A 23,644-nucleotide genomic window follows, 5' to 3' on the forward strand; every position below is an offset into this window, starting at 1 on the left:
CCGTGCCTGTCAGTTGAGCGCCGGGGCGGCCGGCTGCGGTTGGGTGGGGGCCGACATGGTGGTCATCCGGCGCATCAGGGTCTCCTGGTCCGCGTCGGCGGCGTCGAGGCAACCGGTGATCCGGCCCTCACAGATGGTGTAGATCCGGTCACTGACGCCGAGCAGCTCGGGCAGTTCGGAGGAGATCATGATCACGGCCTTGCCCTCGTCGGCGAGCTTGTGGATCAGCTTGTAGATCTCGTACTTGGCGCCGACGTCGATGCCGCGGGTGGGCTCGTCGAGGATCAGCACCTTGGGCTCGGGGTACATCCACTTGGCCAGCACAACCTTCTGCTGGTTGCCGCCGGACAGGGTGCCGACGCCGACATCGGTGGTGGGGGTCTTGATCCGCAGGTCCGTGCGGTACTGGTTGGCCACGTCCTTCTCCCGCCCCAGGTCCAGCAGGAAACCCTTGATGATGGCCTTGAGGTTGGCCGCAGTGACGGTGGTCTTGATGGAGTCCAGCAGGTTCAGGCCCAGCGTCTTGCGGTCTTCCGTGACATAGGCGATGCCCAGGTCGATGGCCTGCTGCACCGTCTTCGGCGCCACCTGCTTCCCGTCGAGGATCATCTCCCCGCCGCGGTAGATGCCGTAGCTGCGGCCGAACAGGCTGCGGGCCAGCTCGGTGCGCCCGGCCCCCATCAGCCCGGCGAAGCCGACGATCTCGCCCGCCCGGACATTGAAGTTGGCGTGCTTGGTGACCAGGCGGCCCGGCACGTCGGGGTGCTCGACGGTCCAGTCCTTGACCTCCAGCAGCACCTCGCCGGGATTCGACTCGTGGTCCGGGTAGCGGTTCTCGATGGAGCGGCCCACCATCGCCTTGATGATCCGGTCCTCGTCCACCTGGCCGGCCACCACGTCATAGGTCTCGACGGTCTTCCCGTCGCGGATCACGGTGACGGCGTCGCTGATGGCGGCGATCTCGTTGAGCTTGTGGCTGATCATGATCTGGGTGATGCCCTTGGCCTTCAGGCCGCGCATCAGGTCCAGCAGGTTGGCCGAGTCGTCCTCGTTGAGGGCGCTGGTGGGCTCGTCGAGGATCAGCAGCCGAACATTCTTGCTCAGCGCCTTGGCGATCTCCACCAGCTGCTGCTGGCCGACGCCGAGCCGCTTGATCGGGGTGTCCGGGTTGATGTCCAGGCCGACGCGGGCCAACAGGTCCATGGCGCGCACGCGCGCCTCCTGCCAGTTGATCAGGCCGTGGGCGGTCAGCTCGTCGCCCAGGAAGATGTTCTCCGTCACCGACAGCTCGGGGATCAGCGCCAGCTCCTGGTGGATGATCACGATGCCCTGGGCCTCGGAGTCCTTGATGCCGCCGAAGCGCATCTCCGACCCGTCGAAGATGATCTCGCCCTCATAGCTGCCGTGCGGGTAGACGCCGGAGAGCACCTTCATCAGGGTGGACTTGCCGGCGCCGTTCTCACCGCAGATGGAGTGGATGTCCGCCCGACGCACCCGCATCGTGACGTCATCGAGTGCCCGGACGCCCGGGAAGGTCTTCGTGATGCCGCGCATCTCGAGGATGGTGTGTGGCTCGTCGGCCATGCGCTCGTCTCCTTTGACTCGCATCCGGTGGCGCTCGCGCCCCACCGGAGTCGCTTCACGGTAGATCCGCGTCGGAGTTGGCGTCAAGACTTGAATTCAAGAATGGTCAGTTCGTGCTCATTCCTTCAGGTTGACCGGCGTCTTGACTTTGGGACCTGAACGAAAGATGGTCATGTGACAGGCTGTCCCTCGACGGCCCAGAACGATGAATTCGCGACGCAGGAGGTGGCACCGTGGCATCGGCCGCCGGCACCTCCACGTCCCCCGGTTCCCAGACGTCCCTGCGTGTACGCAACAGCCTCCGCATCGTGGACGCGGTGCGCACCTTCGGGGCCATCACCCAGGTGGAGCTCGCCGCTGCCACCGGCCTGTCCCCGGCCACCGTCTCCAACATCGTCAAACAGCTCGAGGCCGACGGACGGCTGGTGACCAGCGCCACCACCCGCTCCGGCCGCAGGGCCCAGCAGGTCAGCCTCGCGCGCACCTCGGCCCTCGGCTTCGGGGTGCACATCGGACCGCGCACCCTCGACGCCTATCTGGGCGACGCATCCCATACCGTGCAGCATTCCCGCCACCTCCCCCTGCCGCACGAGCACCGCTACGACACCACCCTGGACCGCGTCGCCCTGCTGGCCGGCGAGGCCTCCGAGGAGGTCGGTGCGAGCCTCGACGACGTCGCCGCGATCGGCGTCGCCCTGCCCGACGTGCTGGCCGCCCAGCTCACCGCCGGGTCCCTGCCCGGATGGGAGGATGTCGACGTCGTCCAGACCCTGTCCCAGCGGCTCGACCGTCCGGTCACCCTGGAGCGCCAGGCCGATGCCGGCGCCGTCGCGGAGTACCGCTTCGGTGCCCTGCGCGGCGCCGAGGTGGCCCTCCTCGTCCGGGTCGGGGACGGGGTGGAGGCCGCCCTGTTGGTGAATGGGCGACCGCACCGTGGTCGCTCGCCGGCCGTGGGGGCGCTGGGCCATGTGCAGGTGGATCCCGGCGGAGCCATGTGCCGTTGCGGCGCCCGCGGCTGCCTGAACACGCTGCTGTCCGCCGTCGCGCTGGCCGACCTGCTGCGCCTCAGCCACGGCCCGATGGGTCTGCGACAGATCGTCCAGGCCTGCCGGCACGGCGACGCCGGGTGCCGCCAGGTGGTGCAGGACGGGGCGGCCGCACTGGGGCGCGTGGTGGCCAACACCGCCATGGTGCTGGGGCCGGACCGGATCGTGGTCAGCGGAGAACTCGCAGAGACCGGGGAGGTCCTGCTCGGCCCGGTGCGCGAGGCGCTCGCCGCACGCACGCTGCTCGGGGATGTCGACGACCTGCTGGTCCTCCCCCAACTCGGACGTGACGCCGAGGCGATGGGGGTGGCGGCACTGGCCCTCGAAAGGAGGACCCCATGAGCCAGGCACTGCTCAGCCTTCGCCGGATCACCCGTACCTTCGGTGGCGTCCAGGCCGCCGTCGAGGTGGACCTCGACGTGCACCGCGGCGAGGTCGTCGCGCTGGTCGGGGACAATGCGGCCGGCAAGTCCACCATCGCCCGGATCGTGGGCGGCGTGCTGCAGCCCACTGCCGGGGAGATCCGGTTCGACGGGCGCCCGGTCACCATCGGGTCGCCGCGTGCCGCCACCCAGCTCGGCATCGCGTCGGTCTTCCAGGAGTCGTCGCTGGTGGAGAACCTCGACGTCGTCGACAACCTCTACCTCGGTCAGGAACTGCGCACCCGAATCGGGCTGCTGGACCACCACCGGATGCGGGAACAGGCCCGGCACCACCTCGGCGCCCTGAGCGCCCGGGTTCCTGACCCCTCGGTACCGCTGCGCCAGCTGTCCGCCGGGCAACGCCAGTGCGTCGCGATCGCCCGCACGCTGGTCAGCGACCCCAGCCTGGTGGTGCTCGACGAGCCCACCGCCTCCCTGTCGGTGAGCCAGACGGCCGAAGTGCTGAGTTACATCGACGGCCTGCGGGACCAGGGCCTGGGTGTCATCCTGATCAGCCACAACCTGGGCGACGTGCGGGCCATCGCGGACCGGATCGAGGTGCTGCGCCACGGCCGCAACAACGGCAGCTTCCTGGCCGACGAGGCGAGCTACGAGGCCGTGCTCGCGGCGATCACCGGCGCCACCCACGTCCACGCACCACGACGAGGCTGACCGAAAGTCAGACATAACTGACCTTTGGTCCATCGGTCAGAGCTTTCCCGAACACGCGCCCCGGGGCCGGATGAGCGTGCAATCACCGACGCCATACGAGAGAATCCCTGTGGTGGTTGACATTGCGAGCGATCAAAGATCGGGCGCTTGGTGTCCCACGCGTGCCGCGCCTCTGGCTGCAGCACAACACGCCAACGGCGGACCGGAACCCCTGTGGGGGAGGTTCGGGTCCGCCGTTGGTCTGTTCCCGGGACGGAGCCGACGACTCGTCGCCAGGCCGCCCGCGGCAGGGCGGGGATTCCCGTCAGGTCAGACGTTGAAGCCGATCGAGCGCAGCTGCTCGCGGCCATCATCGCTGATCATCTCCAGCGACCACGGCGGCAGCCAGACCCAGTTGATGGTTGCGCTGTTGACCAGGCCTTCGAGGGCGGCGTGGGTGTCGTCCTCGATCCGGTCGGTCAACGGGCAGGTCGGGCTGGTGAGCGTCATGTCGATGGTGCAGTCATTGTTCTCATCGACGTGGATGCCGTAGACGAGGCCGAGGTCAACCACGTTGACCATCAGTTCGGGGTCGACCACGTCACGCATGGCCTCCTCGACGTCCTCGACGCTGGTGACTCCAGCGGCGGGCGCGCCGGTGGGCAGCTCGTCCTTGACCAGATCGGACGGGCGCTGCCCGGCGCCCGCCTCGGGCGTGGCCTGGGTGGCCTCTACAGGGGTGTTGGACACCGCATTCTCCTTGCTTGTTGAAGTGTGTGGGTTCAGCCCTGGCCGGTCTGGGCGCGCAGGATGGCATCGCGCACCGCGGACCAGCCGAGCATGGCGCACTTGACGCGAGCCGGGAACTGCGAGACGCCGACGAAGGCAATGCCGTCCTCCAGCCGGTCCTCGTCGGGCTCCGCCTTGCCCTGGCTCTGCATCATCTCGAGGAACTCGTCGTGCAGTGCCATGGCATCGGCCACCTCCCGATCGATGAGCAATTCGCTCATCACACTGGTGGAGGCCTGCGAGATCGAACATCCCTCGGCGTGGTAGCTCACGTCCTGGATCCGGCTGCCGTCCAGCTGGACCCGCAGGGTGATCTCGTCGCCGCACGACGGGTTCACGTGGTGCACCTCGGCCTGGAAGGGATCCCGGAGACCGGAGTTCAGCTTCTCCCGGTAGTGGTCCAGGATGATCTCCTGGTACATGCTCTCGACGCTCATGCCCGTCCCTCCTTGCTCGGTGCCGCAGCGCTGGCGCGCTGTTCGCGACGCCGACGGATCCTGCTGCCGTCGGCCCCGCTCATCTTGGAACCAAAGAAGTCCCTGGTCCATTCCAGTGCGCTGGCCAGGGCCTCCACCTCATCGGGAGTGGTGTAGAGATATCCCGAGGCCCGCACGGAGGATTGGATGCCCAACCGGTCATGCAAGGGGCGCGCACAGTGCTGGCCGCCACGGATCGCGACGCCCCGCGAGTCCAGCATCTGCATGATGTCGTGCGGGTGCACCCCGTCCAGTGCGAAGGCGACCGCTCCTCCACGATCCACGGCCTCGGTGGGGCCCAGGATGCGCAGGCCGTCGATCTGCTGCAGCCGGGACAACATCAGCTGGGTGATCTTGTGCTCGTGCTGCGCAATCGCGTCCATGCCGATCGCATCGACGTAGTCGATCGCCGCCGCGAGCCCCACGGCCTGGGCGATCGGGGGCGTTCCGGCCTCGAAACGGTGGGGCGGCGGGGCGAAGGTGGAACCGGTCATCCGGACCACTTCGATCATCTCTCCGCCGCCCAGGAATGGGGGCAGGCTCTCCAGCAACTCCATCCGACCCCACAGGATGCCCACCCCGGTGGGACCGCAGATCTTGTGGCCGGTGAAGACGAGCACATCGCAGCCGAGCGCGGACACGTCGGTGGCGCGCTGCGGCACCCCCTGGGAGCCATCCACCACCACGGTGGCTCCCACCGCGTGGGCCTGTTCGGCGATCCGGGCGACGGGATTGACCGTGCCCAGCACATTGCTGATCCAGGTCAGCGAGACCACCTTGGTGTGCTCATTGACCAGCCCTTCCCGCTCGGCTGCCTCGAGGTCCAGTCGGCCGTCGTCGGTGATGTCGAACCAGCGGAGCGTCGCACCCGTGCGCTCACAGACCAGCTGCCACGGAACGATGTTGGAGTGGTGCTCCATCACGCTCACCAGAACCTCGTCGCCCGGCTTCAGGCCGGCACCCAGAGTGTTCGCCGCGAGGTTGAGGGCCTCCGAGGCATTCTTGGTGAAGACCACCTCCTCCGGCTGCGCCGCGCCGATGAAGCGGGCAATGCGAGCGCGTGCGCCCTCGAAGGCCTGGGTGGCCTCGCCACCGAGCATGTGCATGGCGCGGGCCACATTGGCATTGTGCTGCAGGTAGTGCTCGCTGATCGCATCGGCCACTTGGCGCGGCTTCTGCGAGGTGTTGGCGCTGTCGAGGTAGACCAGCGGATGCTCGCCCACGGTGCGGGAGAGGATCGGGAAGTCGGCCCGGATGCGTTCCACGTCGAGGCCCAGCGGGGCCTGTGACTGGTTCATGGTGGTGCTCCTTGTCCGGGGCTCTCGTGGGGAGCCCTGTGGTGGACGGGCCCGGGGGGGGGGGGCGCGGCCCGGGGGCGCCCCCCCCGCGCCGGGGGGCGCCGCGCCCGCGCGCCCCCCCCCCCCACGACGGGTGTGGCTCAGGCCTGGGCGGCCTGCAGGTACTTCTCGTAGCCCTCGGACTCCAGCTGCTCGGCCAGCTCCTTGCCACCCTCGGCCACCATGCGGCCGTCGACGAAGACGTGCACGTGGGTGGGGTTCACATAGCGCAGGATGCGGGTGTAGTGGGTGATGAGCAGCACGCCGCGGTCGCCCTGGGCGCTGTAGCGGTTGATGCCCTCGCTCACGACGCGCAGCGCGTCGATGTCCAGACCGGAGTCGGTCTCGTCGAGCACGGCCATCTTCGGGTTCAGCAGCTCCAGCTGCGCGATCTCGTGGCGCTTCTTCTCACCACCGGAGAAGCCCTCGTTCACCGAGCGGGCGCCGAACTCCTTGTCCAGGTTCATGCGCTCCAGGGCGGCGTTGACGTCCTTGACCCAGGTGCGCACCTTGGGTGCCTGGCCGTCGAGCGCGGTCTTGGCGCTGCGCAGGAAGTTGGCGACGGAGACTCCGGGCACCTCGACGGGGTACTGCATGGCCAGGAAGAGCCCGGCGCGGGCACGCTCGTCGACGCTCATCTCGGTGATGTCCTGCCCCTCCAGGAGGACCTTGCCCGAGGTGATGGTGTACTTCGGGTGGCCGGCGATCGAGTAGGCCAGGGTGGACTTGCCCGAACCGTTGGGGCCCATGATGGCGTGCACCTCGCCGTCATTGATCGTCAGGTTGACGCCCTTGAGGATCGGCTTGGGGCCGTTCTCGGTCTCGACGTCCACGTGCAGGTCGATGATTTCCAGCTTCGACATCTCAGTTCTCCTTGTCGGCCGCGGCAGCGGCCGCAGAATCGTTCTCGTTGGTGGTGATCGGGTTGTCCAGGTCGACGAGCACGCGCCCATCGGTGACGCGGGTGGGGAAGACCGCCACCGGCTCGGTGGCCGGCAGGTCGAGTGCCTCCCCATTGCGCAGGTCGAATCGGGCGCCGTGGCGCCAGCACTCGATGGTGCAGCCCTCGACCTCGCCCTCGCTGAGCTTGATCTGGGCGTGCGAGCACTCGTCGGTGATGGCGAAGATGTCCTCCCCCACCTTGACGATGGCCAGTTCGGCCGGTGTCTGACCGGGGCGCTCCAGGGCCACGCGCAGGGCGTCGCTCCCCAGGTCGGTCAGGGCACAGGCGTCGACGAAGCTCACCGCTCGCCTTCGGCTGCGGCAGCTTCCAGGAAGGCCAACTCCTCCTCGACGGCCTCCACCAGCCGGGCCTCGATGTCCTCGATGCCGATGCGGCGGATGATCTCGAAGAAGAAGCCCTGCACCACCAGACGACGGGCCTCCTGCTCGGGAATGCCCCGGCTCATCAGGTAGAAGAGGTGGGCATCGTCGAAGTGACCGGTGGTCGACGAGTGGCCGGCTCCGGCGATCTCACCGGTCTCGATCTCCAGGTTCGGCACGCTGTCGGCCTTGCAGCCGTCCGTGAGGACCAGGTTCTTGTTGGCCTCGTAGGTCTCGATCTCCTCGGCCGCCTTGCGGATCAGCACGTCGCCGATCCACACCGAGTGCGCCCCCTTGCCCTGCAGAGCACCGCGGTAGTCCACATTGCTCTTGGTGCGGGGCTCGTTGTGGTCCACGAAGATCCGGTGCTGGATGTGCTGGCCCTCGTCCACGAAGTAGAGCCCGTACTGCTCCAGCTCTCCACCAGGACCGTCATAGCGGACGTCCTCCTGCAGGCGGATGACGTCACCGCCGAGCGAGGCGGTGATCAGGCGCACATGCGCGTCACGGCCCACCAGGACGGAACGCTGGCCGCCATGCACGGCATCGTCGGCCCAGTCCTGCAGGGTGACCACGGTCACCTGCGCTCCGGGGGACACCCGGATGTCGGTCTTCTCGGCGAAGGTGGCGCTGCCCTTGAAGTGCAGGACCAGGGTCACCTCGGCGTGCGAGCCGATCGTGACCACGGTCTGCTCGCTCACGACGCCGCCCTGGCCGGTTCCGGTGAGCACGACGGGCTCGGTCACCTGGCTGTCGGCCGGAACGTCGATGTGCACGCCATAGGCGGCATTCTGGCTGGCCAGCGCGGCCACCCGGTCGGTGGGCGCCTCGACGGCGAGCTCGCGGGCACGAGCCACATCGATCTGCTCCATGGTGACGCCGGCGGGGATGGAGGTCTCCCAGCCCAGATTGTCGGTGCTGCCCTGGGCCGCGAGCAGCGGGGCAATGCGCTTCATCGGGGTGAAGCGCCAGATCTCTTCACGGCCGGTGGGCTCGGGGTGGTCCTGGACATCCCAGGAGGGCGTCGGGTGCAGGTGTGAGGCAACCGTCTCGAGCTCGAGTGCGCTCGCCACAGCGGGTGCGGTGTCAGTGGACAACTGTGTGCTTCCTTCTTGGTCTTTGGGCAGCTGGGGAGACGGTGACGACGACAACGCGGCCACCGTGGCCCGGGGCGGACGGGAGTGCCCGCCCCGGGTCGTCGTCGGGGATCAGCCGACGGCACCCTCCATCTGCAGCTCGATGAGACGGTTCAGTTCCAGGGCGTACTCCATCGGGAGCTCCCGTGCGATCGGCTCGACGAAGCCTCGCACGATCATGGCCATGGCCTCGTCCTCCTCCAGACCACGCTGCATCAGGTAGAAGAGCTGGTCGTCGGAGACCTTGGAGACGGTGGCCTCGTGGGCCATCGAGACGTCGTCCTCCCGGACGTCGACATAGGGGTAGGTGTCCGAGCGGCTGATCTGGTCAACCAGGAGAGCGTCGCACTTGACGCTCGAAGCGGAGTGGCTGGCGCCCTCCTGCACCTCAACCAGACCGCGGTAGGAGCTGCGGCCACCGCCACGAGCGACCGACTTGGAGACGATCGAGGAGCTGGTGTTGGGCGCGCAGTGCACCATCTTGGAGCCCGCATCCTGGTGCTGGCCCTCGCCTGCGAAGGCGATCGACAGCGTCTCGCCCTTGGCGTGCTCGCCCATCAGGTAGACAGCCGGGTACTTCATGGTCACCTTGGAGCCGATGTTGCCGTCGATCCACTCCATGGTGGCGCCCTCCTCACAGGAGGCACGCTTGGTCACCAGGTTGAAGACATTGTTCGACCAGTTCTGGATGGTGGTGTAGCGGACGCGGGCATTCTTCTTCACCACGATCTCCACGACGGCCGAGTGCAGCGAGTCCGACTTGTAGATCGGCGCGGTGCAGCCCTCGACGTAGTGCACATAGGAGCCCTCGTCGGCGATGATCAGCGTCCGCTCGAACTGGCCCATGTTCTCCGTGTTGATGCGGAAGTAGGCCTGCAGCGGGATCTCGACGTGGACGCCCTTCGGGACGTAGATGAAGGAGCCGCCCGACCACACGGCGGTGTTCAGCGCGGAGAACTTGTTGTCACCGGTGGGGATGACGGTGCCGAAGTACTCCTGGAAGAGCTCCGGGTACTCCTTCAGCGCCGTGTCGGTGTCCAGGAAGACGACGCCCTGACGCTCCAGCTCCTCGTTGATCTTGTGGTAGACCACCTCGGACTCGTACTGGGCGGCGACGCCAGCCACCAGGCGGGCCTTCTCGGCCTCCGGGATGCCCAGCTTGTCGTAGGTGTTCTTGATGTCCTCGGGGAGATCCTCCCAGGACTGGGCCTGCCGCTCGGTGGAGCGCACGAAGTACTTGATGTTGTCGAAGTCGATCTCCGAGAGGTCCGCACCCCAGGTGGGCATCGGCTTGCGACCGAAGAGCTTGAGGCCCTTCAGACGCATGTCGAGCATCCACTCGGGCTCGTCCTTCAGCTCCGAGATGTTCTTCACCACGGCCTCGTTCAGACCACGCTGCGCGGCCGCGCCGGCCTCGTCCTTGTCATGCCAGCCGAAGCGGTAGTTGCCCAGGGCGTCCAGGTGCTCGTCCTGCGAGGCGCCCGTGCCGGGGACGACCGGCTTGTTCTGCAGGTCAGTCATGGTGTCAGTTGGCCTTTCGATTGGGATCTTGGCTGTCGAGTCCTCGGGAGTGCCCGCCGGTTGCGAGCTCCTGGGGACTGAAGAGCGGGATGTTCGTGGTGCAGATGCCGTCGCCGTGGGCGATGGTTGCGAGCCGCTGGACATGACTGCCCAGCAGGCGGCTGAAGAGCTGCGTCTCTGCCTCGCACAGCTCGGGGAACTCCTCCGCCACGTGCGCCACTGGGCAGTGGTGCTGGCAGAGTTGTTCGCCCATCTGGGCGGGCTTGACGCTCGCCACATAGCCGTCGGTGTTCAGCGCCTGGGCCAGGACCTCCGAGGCCGTGGCCGTGGGTTGTTCCTCCCGGATCCGATGGAAGGCCTGCTCGACGTCGGCCACCCGTTGGGCCGCAAGGGCGTTGACCGCGGTGGGGCCGGCAGCCCGCACGAGCTGCCGCAGCGCCTGCAGCGCCAGCTCGTCGTAGGCCTGGTGGAAATTGCGTCGGCCTCGATCGGTCAGCGCGAAGACCTTGGCCGGACGGCCTCGTCCGCGCTGCCCACGCACCCGCTGTTCGCGCGGCTCGATGTGCCCCTGCTCGGTGAGGACTCCCAGGTGACGGCGGATGGCCGCGGGGGTGAGTGTGAGACGCTCTCCCAGCTCAACGGCCGTGCTCGGGCCGTCCTCCAGGATCGCGCGCGCCACTCGTTCGCGGGTGGACTCGTCCTCCTCCACCTCCACGACGGCAGGCTGCACGCCGCGCATGACTGTCTCGTCGCTGGTTTTCACAACACCATTCTTACCTATTTCGCCACGAAGACAACAAGTAAGCCTTGCCTCACTCGACGAGTTCCACGATTCGGACAGAACTTTCCACACTGCAAGCAGGACGATCGTCATTCAGCTGATCCACAGGTGATTCGGTGGGGCGGGGGTCGAGCTCGCTTGATCCGGGTGCAAGGATGAACCAGCGCTCCGGCACAGCGGCCGGCGCATCTGCACAGTGTGTGCGCCACAGGGCAATGGTTGGCCCGCGACGATGCACACGAGAGAAAGGCAAGACACCATGAGCTACACCCTGGGTCGCCGCGGCTTCCTCGGCATCGCCGGCCTCGCCGTCGGCGCCACCGCGCTGAGCGCCTGTGGCGGCGAGGAGAAGACCACGTCCTCCAGCACCACCACCACGTCTGCGAGCGCGCCGGCCGCCGCGGCCGGCAGCATCACGGTCTGGACCGACTCCAATCGCGAGCCCATCCTCAAGCCCGTCGCCGCCAAGTTCAAGGCGGACACCGGCGTCGACGTGAAGCTGGTCGTCAAGGACTTCGGCAAGCTGGCCGACGACTTCGTCACCCAGGTCCCCACGGGCAAGGGCCCCGACGCGTCGATCATGCCGCACGACGCCACCGGGCGCCTGGTGCAGAACGGTGTGGTGGCCCCCATCGAGCTGGGCGACGCCAGCCTTTTCGAGGACGTCGCCGTCCAGGCCTTCACCTACGAGGGCCAGGTCTACGGCCTGCCCTACTCCACCGAGTCGATCGCAATCCTGCGCAATACCGCGCTGGCCCCCGACGCCACCCCGGCCACCTTCGACGAGATGGTCGAGGCCGGCAAGAAGGTCGTCGCCAGCGGCAAGGCCAAGTACCCCTTCCTGGTGGGCCTGGATGCCAAGACCTCCGACCCCTTCCACCTGTACCCCTTCCAGACCTCCTTCGGAGCCCCGTTCTTCGAGCTCGGGGACAAGGGATTCGACGCCAGCAAGCTTGCTATGGGCGGCGCCAATGGCGCCAAGTTCGCCCAGTGGCTGGCCGACCAGGGCAAGGCCGGAGTCCTCAACCTGAACATCTCGGGTGACATCGCCAAGGCCCAGTTCTTCGCCGGCAAGACGCCCTACTTCCTCACCGGACCGTGGAACCTGGCCGATGCCAAGAAGGCCGGCATCAAGTACGCCATCGACTCCATCCCCAAGGCTGGCGACCAGGAGGCCCAGGCCTTCGTGACCGTCCAGGGCCTCGTGATGTCCGCCAAGACCCAGAACTCGGTGGCCGTCAACAAGTTCCTGGTGGAGTACATCGGTTCCGAGGAGGTGCAGACCGAGCTCTACAAGGAGGGTCTGCGCGCTCCCGCCAACAAGGCGGCCTACGAGGCCGCCAAGGCCGACGCCGATGTGTCCGCCCTCGGCGCCGTCAGCGCCAAGGGCGTCCCGACGCCGAACATTCCCACCATGAGCGGCGTGTGGACGGACTGGGGCACCGCGCAGGCACAGATCATCGGCAAGAAGGCGGCCGATCCCGCCAAGACCTGGGAAGCCATGGTCACCGCACTCAACGGCAAGATCAAGTGATCTGATCCCGTGACCGCACGGCGCTGAGACAGGCCTGGGGCGCCGGGGGGGGGCCCGCCCCCGGGCCCTCCCCACCCCCCGGGCCCAGGCCTGTCCCGCTCCCACGCTCGTCCCACTCCGACGAGAACGCCCTCACGAGAACGCCCTCACGAACACGCCCTCACGAAAACGAAGGCCCATGAAGACCAAGAACCCCGCACTGTCCGGCGCCGAGCGCGAAGCGGTCGTCAACCGCGCACAGGCCACCTATTCCGCCAGCCCACTCGCGTGGATCATCAAACTCGCCGTCCTCGGCGCACTGGATGCGTTGTTGTTGATGGGCGCGTTCACCGCCGTCGCCGCCGGCGCCTGGTGGATCCTCGCCGCGATCATCGTGCTGCTGGTGCTCGTCAACGGCATCTACCTGCCGCCCAACCGCTTCCTGCCGGCCAAGTACCTCTTCCCCGGCCTGGTCTTCCTGAGCATCTTCAGCGTGGGCGTGATCCTCTACACCGTCTACATCTCGTTCACGAACTATGGAGACGGCCACGTCTCGTCCAAGCCCGACGCGATCGCCGCAATCCAGGCCAACAACACCACCCGCGTACCGGGGTCCAAGGCCTACAAGTCCGCCGTCGCCATCAAGGATGGCAAGCTGCAGCTCGTCGTGGTGGATCCCGAGAGCAAGCAGGTCCGGGCCGCCGCAGACCAGGAAGTGCTGGCCGAGGTCCCGGACGTCGAGTTGACCAGCATCGGCGGCATCAAGGACGTACCGGGCTACCAGGTGTTGAGCTTTGCCGAGGTGTCCCAGCGCACCAAGGAGATCACCGCCCTCAAGGTCAAGATCGACGATGACCCGAACTCGGGTTTCATCCGCACCACCACCGGCTCGGCGGCCTACGAGTACAAGTCGACGCTGACCTATGACAAGGCGGCGGACACCTTCACCGACGCGCAGGGCACCGTCTACCACGATTCGGGGCGCGGCTCCTTCGTGACCGACCAGGGCAAGCGCATCGAGCCCGGCTGGAAGGTTGGCGTCGGCTTCGAGAACTTCCAGCGTGCGTTCACCAATGAGGACATCCGCGGCCCCTTCCTGAAGGTGACTGCCTGGACCTTCGCCTTCGCCTTCCTGAGCGTGGCAACCACCTTCGCGCTGGGACTCTTCCTGGCCATCATGTTCAACGAGCCCCGGATGCGCGGCCAGAAGATCTACCGCGTGATGATGATCCTGCCCTACGCCTTCCCCGGATTCCTCTCGGCACTGGTCTGGGCAGGCCTGTTCAACCAGGAGTTCGGCTTCATCAACGAGGTGCTGCTGCAAGGCGCGCGCATTCCCTGGCTGACCGATCCGGTGTGGGCCAAGGTGGCAGTGCTGCTGGTGAACCTGTGGCTGGGCTTCCCCTACATGTTCCTGGTTTCCACCGGCGCGCTGCAGTCGATTCCCGACGACGTCCTGGAAGCGGCACGCATGGACGGCGCGGGCCCCTGGGAGACCTTCCGCCAGATCAAGCTGCCCCTGCTCATGGTTCCGCTGGCGCCGCTGTTGATCAGCTCCTTCGCCTTCAACTTCAACAACTTCGTGCTCATCTACCTGCTGACCAATGGTGGCCCCCAGTTCCAGGGGACTTCGCTCTCCGCGGGCCACACTGACCTGTTGATCTCGATGGTCTTCAAGGTGGCCGGTTTCGGCGGCGGCACCCATGACTACGGTCTGGCCAGCGCCTTCGCCATCATCATCTTCTTCATCATCGGCGGCATCTCCTACCTGGGCTTCCGCCAGACCAAGACCCTGGAGAACCTGAACTGATGTCTGCTCCCGTGGAACGCCCCAACATGGCAAGCGACCCGGTCGAGGTCGAACGCGTCCTGACGGCCCACGACGGCACCGCCATCGAGCTGCCGCCCCAGCCGAAGATGGGTTTCGCCAAGTGGATGGGGGTGATCGGCTGGCGGCACATCGTCGGCCTGATCGCCGTCGTCTTCTCCGCCTTCCCGCTGGTCTACGTGCTGTCCGCCTCCCTGAACCCGGCGGGCACGCTGACCGGCTCCAACAAGCTCTTCGACGCCGTGAGCCTGGAGAACTACTCCAAGTTGCTGGCCGACGAGAACCGCCCCTACGCGAAGTGGTACATCAACACCATCGTGATCGCAGCGGCCTCGTCAATCGGCACCGTCCTGATCGGCGCGAGCGCCGCTTACGCCTTCAGCCGGATGCGCTTCAAGGGCCGCCGTCCCGGATTGATGGCACTGCTGCTGGTGCAGATGTTCCCCGCCCTGCTGACCGTGGTGGCCATCTTCCTGCTGCTGACCAATCTGGGCGATGTCTTCCCGATGCTCGGTGTCGGTTCCCGTCTCGCATTGATCCTGGTCTACCTGGGCGGCGCGCTGGGCACGAACACCTATCTGATGTACGGCTTCTTCAACACGGTCCCGGCCTCCCTCGACGAGGCCGCCCGGGTGGACGGAGCCGGGCATGCCCGGATCTTCTTCACGATCATCCTGCGGTTGGTGGCCCCCATCCTCGCCGTGGTGGCGCTGCTCAGCTTCAACGGCACCTTCACGGAATTCGTGATCGCCTCCGTGGTGCTGGGCAATGACTCGTCGAAGTCGACCTTGGCGATTGGCCTGTACCAGTACGTCTCGACGGAGAACAACACCTATTGGCCCATCTTCTCCGCCGGGGCGGTGCTGGCGGCCATCCCAGTGATGGTCCTCTTCCTGTGGCTGCAGAAGTACATCGTCTCCGGGCTGACCGCTGGTTCGGTCAAGTAACCGAACCCGGCACCCATGCGATGGCCCGTCACCCGTGCGGTGGCGGGCCATCGCCGTGCCGACGGGTTGACGGGTACCTCGGCCCAGGTGCAATCCTCTACTCGCCGGGCGGCCCCTCGCGCTCCGGACCAGCACGATCAATCCGTGGCTGCCGACAATCAATGGCACCTGATGACATTCCGGACAATTGCCGGGGTGAACTGCCGTTCGCCTGATGGCAGGGTTTGGGACCACCGAGCGGATCCACACCACCGTTCGACGTCCAGGCCGCAGCGACGCGGCCCACCACAGAATCGAGCGCACATGTCCACCACGCCCGAAGCCACCGTGGCCCCACCGATCACAGCCCAACCCACCGTTGCCGACGCGCCCCTGCGTCGGTCCAGCGTCTTCTGGGTCGTCCTGATCTCAGCCATCGCCATCATCTTCGACGGTTACGACCTGGTCATCTACGGAACCGTCGTCCCCACCTTCCTTGCCGATCCCAGCCACATCGGCCACGTCTCGCCCCAAGTGGCGGGCCAGCTCGGCAGCTATGCCCTGTTCGGCGTGCTCGTGGGCGCCCTGGGCTGTGGCGCCGTCACCGACGTCATCGGCCGTCGCAAGGTCATGCTCCTGGCAATTGCGTGGTTCTCCATCGGCATGGCCGCAACGGCCATGTCCACCACGGTGACCGCCTTCGGCGCGCTGCGCTTCGTGACCGGCATCGGCGTCGGTGCCCTGGTGGCCACCGCTGGCGCCATCGTTGCCGAGTTCGCCCCGCCGAACCGTCGCCAGCTCTTCAACGCGATCGTCTACTGCGGCGTGCCGGCCGGAGGCTTCCTGGCGTCGATCGCCGCCCTTCTGCTGGCCTCCTCGATCGGGTGGCGAGGGCTCTTCATGATCGGCGCCGCCCCCATTCTCTTCCTGCTCCCACTGGCCCTGTGGAAGCTGCCCGAGTCGCCGCTGTGGCTCGAGTCCCGCGGCCGACACGCCGAAGCCCTCGAGTGGTCGCGCCGCACCGGCGTGCCACTGGTCCAGCACGTCAACCCGGATTCGGTCAAGGCGCCGTCATCCGAACCCGCTGGCTTCGCCGCCCTGTTCTCGCGCAAGTACTTCGTGGCGACGATCTTCCTGGGCCTGATGAGCTTCTCCGGCCTGCTGCTCACCTATGGCCTCAACACTTGGCTGCCCGTCATCATGGGCAACCACGGCTACGACACCAAGGGCTCCCTGCTCTTCCTGCTCACCCTGAACCTGGGCGCGATGATCGGGTCCATGACCGCCTCCTGGGTGGCTGACCGCATCGGGGCCCGCTCCGTGATCGTCGCGCTCTTCGCCCTGGCCGCGATCTGCCTGCTGGTCCTGCCCTTCTCCCTGCCCTATGGGGTGCTCCTCCTCCTGGTGGCACTGGCCGGCATGGGCACGATCGGCGTCCAGGTGCTGATCTACGGCTTTGGGTCCAACTTCTACGAGTCACGTGCCCGTGGCGCCGGCGTGGCCTGGGTTGCCGGCTTCGGCCGTCTGGGTGGCATCTTCGGTCCGCTGGTGGGTGGCTTCCTGGTTGCCGCTGGCATCGAGATCACCCTGGCCTTCCAGCTCTTCGCCGTGGTCGCCCTGATGGGCGGACTGTTCACCCTGGTGCCGCGCCAGCCCCGCTCAGCACAGCAGGAGGCCGCCGCCGTGGAGGTGGGCGCAGCCCAGCAGGGACTGGTCGAGGAAGGCATCACGCCTGCGACTGCGAGCTGACCTCAATCCCCGCCGAACACCGTGAATTCGGCATGAACTGGCGTCCCCGGGACTTCCCTGCCATGACAGGGAAAGCACCCGGGGTCGCTGCTTTGGCACACAAATGGGTCACCGAAGGGTCATATGCCGGTCACCCGATGGACGACCTGACCCGATTGGCTGGACCGTGACCGCCCGCACCGGGCGGTCCCCCACGTTGAAAGGATCGTCATGAACCTCACACGTCGTGGCTTGCTGGCCACCGCAGCCATCGCCGGCACCGTTGCCGCCACCGGCACCCCGTCCTTCGCCGCCCCCGGGCAGAAGGGCCCCAAGGGCCCCAAGAGCCGCTACGACCTGGTGAACATCACCGATGACGGCAAGCTCGCCCTGCCCCGTGGCTTCAAGGCCACCCGCGTCGGCACCATCGGCGTCGAGGACCTGCTGGACGACCGCAATGGCAAGGTCATCGGCAAGACCCCGTCGAACCTGGACGGCACCGGCTGCTTCGACTTCGGTGGCAAGATCCGTCTGGTCCGCAACCACGAGTGCCGTTCGACGGCCGACGTGGTCGTCCCGCTGGTCGCTGGCACCGTCTACGACGCCGGTTGCCCCACCGGCATGGGCGGCAACACCGTGGTCGAGACCGACGCCCGCGGCAACTTCCTGCAGCAGTGGGTTGCCCCTGTCCGGCACCATCCGCAACTGCGCCGGTGGCGAGACCCCCTGGGGCGCCTGGCTCGCCCGGCGAGGAGGACACCACCAAGGCCGGCACCGAGGTCAAGGGCACCGACGGCAAGATGTACACCCTGCAGAAGGACCACGGCTACGTCTTCGAGGTCTTCCCGGATGTCGTCGCCAAGCAGATCCCCGAGCCCATCAAGTGCCGGGGACGTGCTGTCTGGGAGGGTGCTGCCATCGATCCCTCGCGCAAGTTCGCCTACATCACGGAGGACACCGGCGCTGGTCTCTTCTACCGCTGGACCGCTCCGGCCGGCAAGAAGATCAGCAAGGGCATCGCTCGCCAGTTCGGCGAGAACGACGGCGTCCTGCAGGCCGCCCAGCTGGTCAAGAACGGCAAGGCCCTCGTGCACTACGGCGAGCTGACCATCGACGACCTGGGCAAGGCCTACCCGGTCAAGTGGGTTGACGGCGGCGAGGACCGCCAGGCCCAGAAGAGCGACCTGCGCAAGCAGTTCCCGGGTGCCACCGTTCACCCGAAGATCGAGGGTTGCTGGCCCGACGAGACCGGCCTGTGGTTCACGCTGTCCTATGTCAACGCCAAGGAGGCCGCGAAATACGGCATCGACGAGGACTGGGGCATGGTCGTGCACTACGACTTCGCCAAGCAGACCATGACCGTCAAGGAGTTCTACGAGGCCGGCAATGCCAAGGGCGCCGTCGTCCCCGGTGACGCCACCGAGCAGATCAAGCAGTTCCACGGCCCGGACAACATCACGGTCACCCCGTGGGGCGGCGTCGTGATCACGGAGGACGGCGACAACCCCTGCAGCCTGATCAGCATCGGCAAGAACGGTGGCAGCCGCGAGTTCGCCCGTGACATCGCCGATCGCGGCGAGTGGGCCGGCCCGTGCTTCAACAAGAGCGGCAACGTGCTGTTCGCCTCGATCCAGGGCGACTGCACCTACGCCATCACCGGCCCGCTGCGCCCCTTCATGGTGAAGTGACGCACCAGCCCTGACAGCTCGAAAGGGGGCGACCATCCACGCGGTGGTCGCCCCTTTCCGCGTCGCTGCCCGCCGGTGCCGACCGCCACACCGGGCGCGCGATGGAACGAATGAGCAGTCCCCGGCAGGGCCGACTAGGCTGGCAGTCGTGCGCTATGTCTCCACCCGGTCAACGTCCCCCACGGGCGGCCGCCCCTTCTGCGAGATCCTCCTTGAGGGCCTCGCACCGGACGGTGGCCTCTACCTGCCCGAAAGCTACCCGCAGATCGGCGGGCGGCTGCCGCAACTGCGTCGCATCTGGGCCGACGAGGGCTACGCCGGGCTGGGCTTCGCAATCCTGTCCGACTTCATCGACGACATCCCTGCCGAGGACCTGCGCGGCATCTGCCAGCGGGCCTGGAATGAGGACGTCTTCGGCACACCAGAGGTGGCGCCCGTGGAGGAGTTGGGCAACGGTTTGTGGCTCTGCCACCTCTCCAATGGCCCCACCGCCGCCTTCAAGGACATGGCGATGCAGCTGCTCGGGCAGCTCTTCGAGTACGAACTGACCCGGCAGGGACGTGAGCTCAACATCCTTGGCGCCACCAGCGGCGACACCGGGTCCGCGGCCGAGTACGCCATGCGAGGCCGCCAGCACGTCCGCGTCTTCATGCTCACGCCGAAGGGGCGAATGACCCCCTTCCAGCAGGCGCAGATGTTCAGCATCGAGGACCCCTCCATCGTCAACATCGCGGTGGAGGGCGTCTTCGACGACTGCCAGGATCTGGTCAAGGCCGTCAGCAATGATCTGGGCTTCAAGGCCAAGCACTCCATCGGCGCGGTCAACTCGATCAACTGGGCCCGACTGGTGGCCCAGGTGGTCTACTACGTCGCCGCCTGGGTCCAGACCACCACACAGGATGACCAGGAGGTCTCCTTCTGCGTACCGAGCGGCAATTTCGGCAACATCTGCGCCGGTCATGTCGCGCGCCAGATGGGACTTCCCATCCGCACCCTGCTGCTGGCCACCAACGAGAACAATGTCCTCGACGAGTTCTTCCGCACCGGCGTCTACCGGGTCCGCAGCTCGGCCGAGACGCACGAGACGTCGAGCCCCAGCATGGACATCTCCAAGGCGAGCAATTTCGAGCGCTTCATCTTCGACCTCTTGGGCCGAGACGGTGCCCGCACCGCCGAGCTCTTCGGCCGGGAGCTGCCCCGCAAGGGCTTCTTCGACCTCTCGGGATCCTCGGAGTTCTCCAGCCTGCAGGAGCGCTTCGGCTTCTCCTCCGGTTCCTCCACCCACGCAGACCGGGTGTCCACCATCAAGCAGGTCTGGGATGACCATGGCGTCATGATCGATCCGCACACCGCCGACGGGGTGAAGGTGGCCAAGGACCACCTCGCCACGTCCCAACCGGCGCAGCCCCCGATGATCGTCCTCGAGACGGCGCTGCCCGTGAAGTTCGCGGCGACCATCCAGGAGGCGCTGGGTCGTGAACCCGAGACTCCCGCCGCCTTCGCCCATCTCGACCTGCTGCCCCGCCACGTAATCGACCTCCCCCGGGACGTCGAGGCGCTCAAGGCCCTGATCGAGGAACGGACTGGACTGCCGCAGTGACCGCTCTTGAACTCCAGGACGTCGTGGTCCGCTTCGGCAGTCATGCCGCCCTGGCCGGGCTGACCCTGGCCGCCGAGCCCGGCCGGATCACCGCCGTGCTCGGACCCAATGGGGCTGGCAAGACCACCATGATCCGTTGCTGTACCGGCCTCGTGCGTCCGGACAGTGGCACGGTGACCGTCCTGGGCCACCCTGCAGGTAGCCCCGAGGCTTCCGGCCGCATTGGGCTCATGCCCCAGTCCACCGGTGCGTGGAGCGCCATTGGCGCCGAGGAACTGCTGCACTACCTCGCCGGTCTCTACGCCAACCCTCAACCGGTCGACGAGCTGATGGACCTCCTCGGGATCAATGACTTCCGACGAACCCCCTACCGCCGGCTCTCGGGCGGCCAGCAGCAGAGCGTGAACCTGGCCGGCGCCCTCGTCGGCCGCCCCGAGCTCGTCTTCCTGGACGAGCCAACGGCCGGCATGGACCCCCACGTGCGTCGGCACACCTGGCAGGTGATCCGCAAGCTGCGCGACGACGGCGTCGCGGTCCTGCTGACCACCCACGCCATGGACGAGGCCGAGCGACTGGCCGACCACGTCTGGATGGTCGATCGCGGCCGCGTCGTGGTCAGCGGCACCGTCAGCGAGCTGACGGCCGAGGCACCGCTCGAGGACATCTTCCTGCTCAACACCACCGCCCGGGTCGGAAATCCGCCCCGGAGCCGACGAGGAGGCCGCCGATGATCGTCGACAAGCCTCTGGACACACCGCTGGACATGACCCCGGGCAGCGGCCCGGCACGGCGGACGGCGATGATCCGCAACCACGCCCGCACCGAGGCCAAGCTCATCCTGCGCAATGGGGAGCAGCTCATGGTGGCACTGCTGATCCCCCTGGGACTGCTCGTCTTCGGCCACATCGCGGATGGTCGCTACGGCATCACCGAGAACACCATCGCGCCGAATGTGCTGGCCCTGGCCATCTGGAGTTCCTGCTTCACCTCCTTGGCCATCTCGACCGCCTTCGAACGCCGCTACGGCGTGCTGGAGCGGCTGTCCGCCACTCCTCTGGGGCACAGCGGTCTGTTGGCCGGCAAGGCGCTCGCCATCACCATGATCGCCACGGGCCAGGTCCTGCTGCTGGGCGCCGTCGGGCAGCTGCTCGGGTGGCGCATTCAGCCCTCCCCGATGCAGTGGCCCGTGTTGCTGCTCGCGCTCCCCCTGGCCATGTTCGTCTTCGCCAACCTGGCCCTCGCGATGGCGGGCCTGCTGCGTGCCGAGGCCACCCTGGCCTTCGCGAACATCCTCTACCTCGTCGGCCTGGTCGCCGGCGGAATCATGTGGCCGGTCAGCTCCTTCCCGCACTGGGCACAGCCGGTCGTCGCGGCCACCCCCACCGGGGCGCTCGGGGAGGTGTTGCGCCACTGGACCACGGGTGGCGTCACCTGGTCCTCACTCCTGGTTCTCGTGGTCTGGGCCATCGTGGCCCACCTCATCGCCCGAAAGGCATTCCGTTGGACTTCCTGACCCCCGCACCGGCTGACTCCGAGCCCGGCGGACTGTTCGGCACCCGCCGGGCACTCCGCGGCTGGAGCATTGCCAACCTCGTTGCCAACTGCGGCATCATCGTCACCGGCGCCGTCGTGCGGCTGACCGGCTCCGGCCTGGGCTGCGACACCTGGCCCAAGTGCAGCGCCGACACCTACACGGCGCACCCCGCTCTGGGCTGGCACTCCTATGTCGAGTTCGGCAACCGCACCCTCACCTTCGTGCTGCTGGCCATCGCCATCGCAACCGTGGTCACGGCCATCCGTACCGGGGCGGCACATCGCGAACGACGTCTGGCCTGGCTGATCCTGGCGGGCATCCCCTTCCAGGGCGTGATTGGCGGTATCACAGTGCTCACCCACCTGAACCCGTGGGTGGTGGCCCTGCACCTGTTGCTCTCCGTCCTGTTGATCGTCTGGTGCGTGCAGCTGGTCCAGTGGACGGGTGACGGCGAGCAACTGGTCATTCCCCTAGTGCAGCGCCGGGTGGTGCAGGTGATCTTCTGGCTGATGATGTTCGCCATCTGGCTCGGCACCGTGGTGACCGGCGCCGGCCCCAATGCCGGCGACGAGCGCGTCGCCCGCAATGGCATGGACATCGAGTTCGTCGCCAAGGCCCACGCCTGGACCATCTGGGCCGTGGTGGCCCTCACCGTCGCGCTCCTCGTGGTTGCGCTCAAGGACGGCAACACGCGGCTTCGAACCCTGGTGCTGTGGCTGCTGGCCGCCGAACTGGTGCAGGGCGCCATCGGCTACGCGCAGTACTTCAACGGCCTGCCCATGGGTCTGGTGATCTGTCACATGATCGGCATCGGTCTGGTGGTCACGGCCGTCAGCTGGCTCTACCACGGAACCCGTACCCGGCTGAGCGCCTGATCGCTCCGTCAGACCCGGGTGGGGTTGAATCCCCCGTCGCTGAACAGTCGTTGCCCGTTGATCCAGGAGCCTTCGCTGGAGAGCAGCCAGGCCACCAGGTTCGCCGTGGTCTCCGGCCCGCCCAGCATCCCGCCTGGGGTCATTCGCGAGAGCTCCGCACGCGTGGCGTCATCCATCCAGCCGGTGTCGATCGGGCCGGGATTGATCACATTGCACCGGATCCGGCGATCGGCGAGTTCGGTGGCTCCGGCGATCACGAGTCGGTCCAGCGCGCCCTTGGTGGCGCCATAGGGCAGGTTGAAGGCAGTGTGGTCGCTGGTCAGGGCCAGCACCGCTCCCCCGTCGGAGCCCACCTGCTCGGCGAAGGCCCGCGTCAACAGCCACGGCGCCCGGACGTTGACGGCGTAGTGCCGGTCGAAGCTCTCGACGGTGGTGCTGAACCAGTCGCTGTCGACGCTCTCGCAGTGGCTCATCACCAGGGCGTCCAGAGTGGCGGGACCGTCGCCACTGCCCAGCTCCGCGCGCGCCCGCTCCACCACCGCGGCGGGCACCTCGGGGTCGGCCAGATCGCCCGGCACCAGTGCTACCCGGACTCCCCGGCTGCGCAGTTCCTCGGCCAGCAGCTGGGTGTCCGACTCCTCGTCCATGACGCGCTGGTCGTATTCGGCGTGGTACCCCAGAGCCAGGTTCCAGCCGTCGCTGGCCAGCCTGCGGGCGATGGCGGCACCGATTCCACGTCGACGTCCGACGCCTGTGACGAGCACCGATCTCATGTGTTTCTCCTATGTCAAGCGGCCAGTGGGATGCAAGTCCCGGGGGCTGCTTGGGTGGTCTTGGGTGGGTTCTTGAGGGTGGTGAACACGATGCGGATGAGGTGGCGTTTCAG

21 protein-coding genes and 1 pseudogene are annotated in these 23,644 nt (G+C 67.2%); 12 read left to right on the plus strand and 10 right to left on the minus strand.

All coding sequences use genetic code 11. The annotated features are described in order from the left end of the window. Positions 1-9 precede the first annotated feature (9 nt). Positions 10-1,584, minus strand: a complete 1,575-nt coding sequence (mmsA, locus tag ACTQ49_RS09905; protein WP_441827677.1) for a multiple monosaccharide ABC transporter ATP-binding protein — start codon at positions 1,582-1,584, stop codon at positions 10-12. A 233-nt stretch (positions 1,585-1,817) separates the two neighbouring features. Between mmsA and ACTQ49_RS09910 the strand changes: the two genes are divergently transcribed. Both ACTQ49_RS09910 and ACTQ49_RS09915 read left to right on the plus strand, forming a co-directional pair. Then, positions 1,818-2,972 carry an ROK family transcriptional regulator gene (locus tag ACTQ49_RS09910; protein WP_441827678.1) on the plus strand — a complete coding sequence of 385 codons (1,155 nt, stop codon included), beginning with the start codon at positions 1,818-1,820 and terminating at the stop codon, positions 2,970-2,972. Then, on the plus strand, positions 2,969-3,724 hold the full coding sequence (locus ACTQ49_RS09915) for an ATP-binding cassette domain-containing protein (protein ID WP_441827679.1): 756 nt from the start codon (positions 2,969-2,971) through the stop codon (positions 3,722-3,724). Before ACTQ49_RS09910 ends, ACTQ49_RS09915 begins: the two co-directional genes overlap by 4 nt. A gap of 309 nt (positions 3,725-4,033) precedes the next feature. On the opposite strand, the gene ACTQ49_RS09920 is transcribed toward ACTQ49_RS09915, so the two are convergent. The 8 genes from ACTQ49_RS09920 to ACTQ49_RS09955 form a co-directional block, all read right to left on the minus strand. After that, positions 4,034-4,384 carry a metal-sulfur cluster assembly factor gene (locus tag ACTQ49_RS09920; protein ID WP_441827698.1) on the minus strand — a complete coding sequence of 117 codons (351 nt, stop codon included), beginning with the start codon at positions 4,382-4,384 and terminating at the stop codon, positions 4,034-4,036. Positions 4,385-4,485: 101 nt separating this feature from the next. Further along, positions 4,486-4,929, minus strand: coding sequence for a Fe-S cluster assembly sulfur transfer protein SufU (sufU, locus tag ACTQ49_RS09925; RefSeq protein WP_441827680.1), 444 nt, complete (start codon positions 4,927-4,929; stop codon positions 4,486-4,488). Then, the gene (locus tag ACTQ49_RS09930) at positions 4,926-6,245 is read right to left on the minus strand and encodes a cysteine desulfurase (RefSeq protein WP_441827699.1); all 1,320 of its coding nucleotides are present in this window, start codon (positions 6,243-6,245) and stop codon (positions 4,926-4,928) included. The genes sufU and ACTQ49_RS09930 overlap by 4 nt, the downstream gene beginning before the upstream one ends. 161 nt (positions 6,246-6,406) lie before the next feature. Next, positions 6,407-7,168, minus strand: a complete 762-nt coding sequence (gene sufC, locus ACTQ49_RS09935; protein WP_441827681.1) for a Fe-S cluster assembly ATPase SufC — start codon at positions 7,166-7,168, stop codon at positions 6,407-6,409. A gap of 1 nt (position 7,169) precedes the next feature. After that, on the minus strand, positions 7,170-7,550 hold the full coding sequence (locus ACTQ49_RS09940; RefSeq protein ID WP_441827682.1) for a non-heme iron oxygenase ferredoxin subunit: 381 nt from the start codon (positions 7,548-7,550) through the stop codon (positions 7,170-7,172). Continuing rightward, a complete protein-coding gene (gene sufD, locus ACTQ49_RS09945) occupies positions 7,547-8,725 on the minus strand; it encodes a Fe-S cluster assembly protein SufD (RefSeq protein ID WP_441827683.1) in 1,179 nt (392 codons plus the stop codon). The genes ACTQ49_RS09940 and sufD overlap by 4 nt, the downstream gene beginning before the upstream one ends. A 111-nt stretch (positions 8,726-8,836) precedes the next feature. Continuing rightward, positions 8,837-10,285, minus strand: coding sequence for a Fe-S cluster assembly protein SufB (gene sufB / locus ACTQ49_RS09950; RefSeq protein WP_441827684.1), 1,449 nt, complete (start codon positions 10,283-10,285; stop codon positions 8,837-8,839). 4 nt (positions 10,286-10,289) lie between these two features. Continuing rightward, positions 10,290-11,048 (minus strand): helix-turn-helix transcriptional regulator, encoded by a 759-nt coding sequence (locus ACTQ49_RS09955; RefSeq protein ID WP_441827685.1) that lies wholly within the window; start codon positions 11,046-11,048, stop codon positions 10,290-10,292. A 277-nt stretch (positions 11,049-11,325) separates the two neighbouring features. Here ACTQ49_RS09955 and ACTQ49_RS09960 point away from each other — a divergent pair, with 277 nt between their 5' ends. The 10 genes and pseudogenes from ACTQ49_RS09960 (at position 11,326) to ACTQ49_RS10005 (ending at position 22,758) form a co-directional block, all read left to right on the plus strand. Then, on the plus strand, positions 11,326-12,600 hold the full coding sequence (locus ACTQ49_RS09960) for a sugar ABC transporter substrate-binding protein (protein WP_441827686.1): 1,275 nt from the start codon (positions 11,326-11,328) through the stop codon (positions 12,598-12,600). A 178-nt stretch (positions 12,601-12,778) separates the two neighbouring features. Further along, positions 12,779-14,389, plus strand: a complete 1,611-nt coding sequence (gene malF / locus ACTQ49_RS09965; protein WP_441827687.1) for a maltose ABC transporter permease MalF — start codon at positions 12,779-12,781, stop codon at positions 14,387-14,389. Positions 14,390-14,496: 107 nt separating this feature from the next. Continuing rightward, entirely contained in the window at positions 14,497-15,354 is an 858-nt protein-coding gene (locus ACTQ49_RS09970; protein ID WP_441827700.1) for a sugar ABC transporter permease, read from the plus strand. Between the two features lie 303 nt (positions 15,355-15,657). Beyond that, positions 15,658-17,082, plus strand: coding sequence for an MFS transporter (locus ACTQ49_RS09975; protein WP_441827688.1), 1,425 nt, complete (start codon positions 15,658-15,660; stop codon positions 17,080-17,082). A gap of 210 nt (positions 17,083-17,292) precedes the next feature. Then, positions 17,293-17,746 (plus strand): annotated as a pseudogene (locus ACTQ49_RS09980) (alkaline phosphatase PhoX); the annotation flags it as partial. Between the two features lie 28 nt (positions 17,747-17,774). Next, on the plus strand, positions 17,775-18,749 hold the full coding sequence (locus tag ACTQ49_RS09985; protein ID WP_441827689.1) for an alkaline phosphatase PhoX: 975 nt from the start codon (positions 17,775-17,777) through the stop codon (positions 18,747-18,749). Between the two features lie 148 nt (positions 18,750-18,897). After that, positions 18,898-20,349 carry a threonine synthase gene (thrC, locus tag ACTQ49_RS09990; protein ID WP_441827690.1) on the plus strand — a complete coding sequence of 484 codons (1,452 nt, stop codon included), beginning with the start codon at positions 18,898-18,900 and terminating at the stop codon, positions 20,347-20,349. Continuing rightward, on the plus strand, positions 20,346-21,080 hold the full coding sequence (locus ACTQ49_RS09995; RefSeq protein WP_441827691.1) for an ABC transporter ATP-binding protein: 735 nt from the start codon (positions 20,346-20,348) through the stop codon (positions 21,078-21,080). The genes thrC and ACTQ49_RS09995 overlap by 4 nt, the downstream gene beginning before the upstream one ends. Further along, a complete protein-coding gene (locus ACTQ49_RS10000; RefSeq protein ID WP_441827692.1) occupies positions 21,077-21,862 on the plus strand; it encodes an ABC transporter permease in 786 nt (261 codons plus the stop codon). Before ACTQ49_RS09995 ends, ACTQ49_RS10000 begins: the two co-directional genes overlap by 4 nt. After that, positions 21,850-22,758, plus strand: coding sequence for a COX15/CtaA family protein (locus tag ACTQ49_RS10005; protein WP_441827693.1), 909 nt, complete (start codon positions 21,850-21,852; stop codon positions 22,756-22,758). The genes ACTQ49_RS10000 and ACTQ49_RS10005 overlap by 13 nt, the downstream gene beginning before the upstream one ends. Before the next feature lie 8 nt (positions 22,759-22,766). On the opposite strand, the gene ACTQ49_RS10010 is transcribed toward ACTQ49_RS10005, so the two are convergent. Further along, complete coding sequence (locus tag ACTQ49_RS10010) at positions 22,767-23,531, minus strand: SDR family oxidoreductase (RefSeq protein ID WP_441827694.1); 765 nt, start codon at positions 23,529-23,531, stop codon at positions 22,767-22,769. Between the last annotated feature and the right edge of the window lie 113 nt (positions 23,532-23,644).

This window comes from Luteococcus sp. Sow4_B9 (assembly GCF_052116585.1).
In the GTDB taxonomy this organism is placed as follows: Bacteria; Actinomycetota; Actinomycetes; order Propionibacteriales; family Propionibacteriaceae; genus Luteococcus.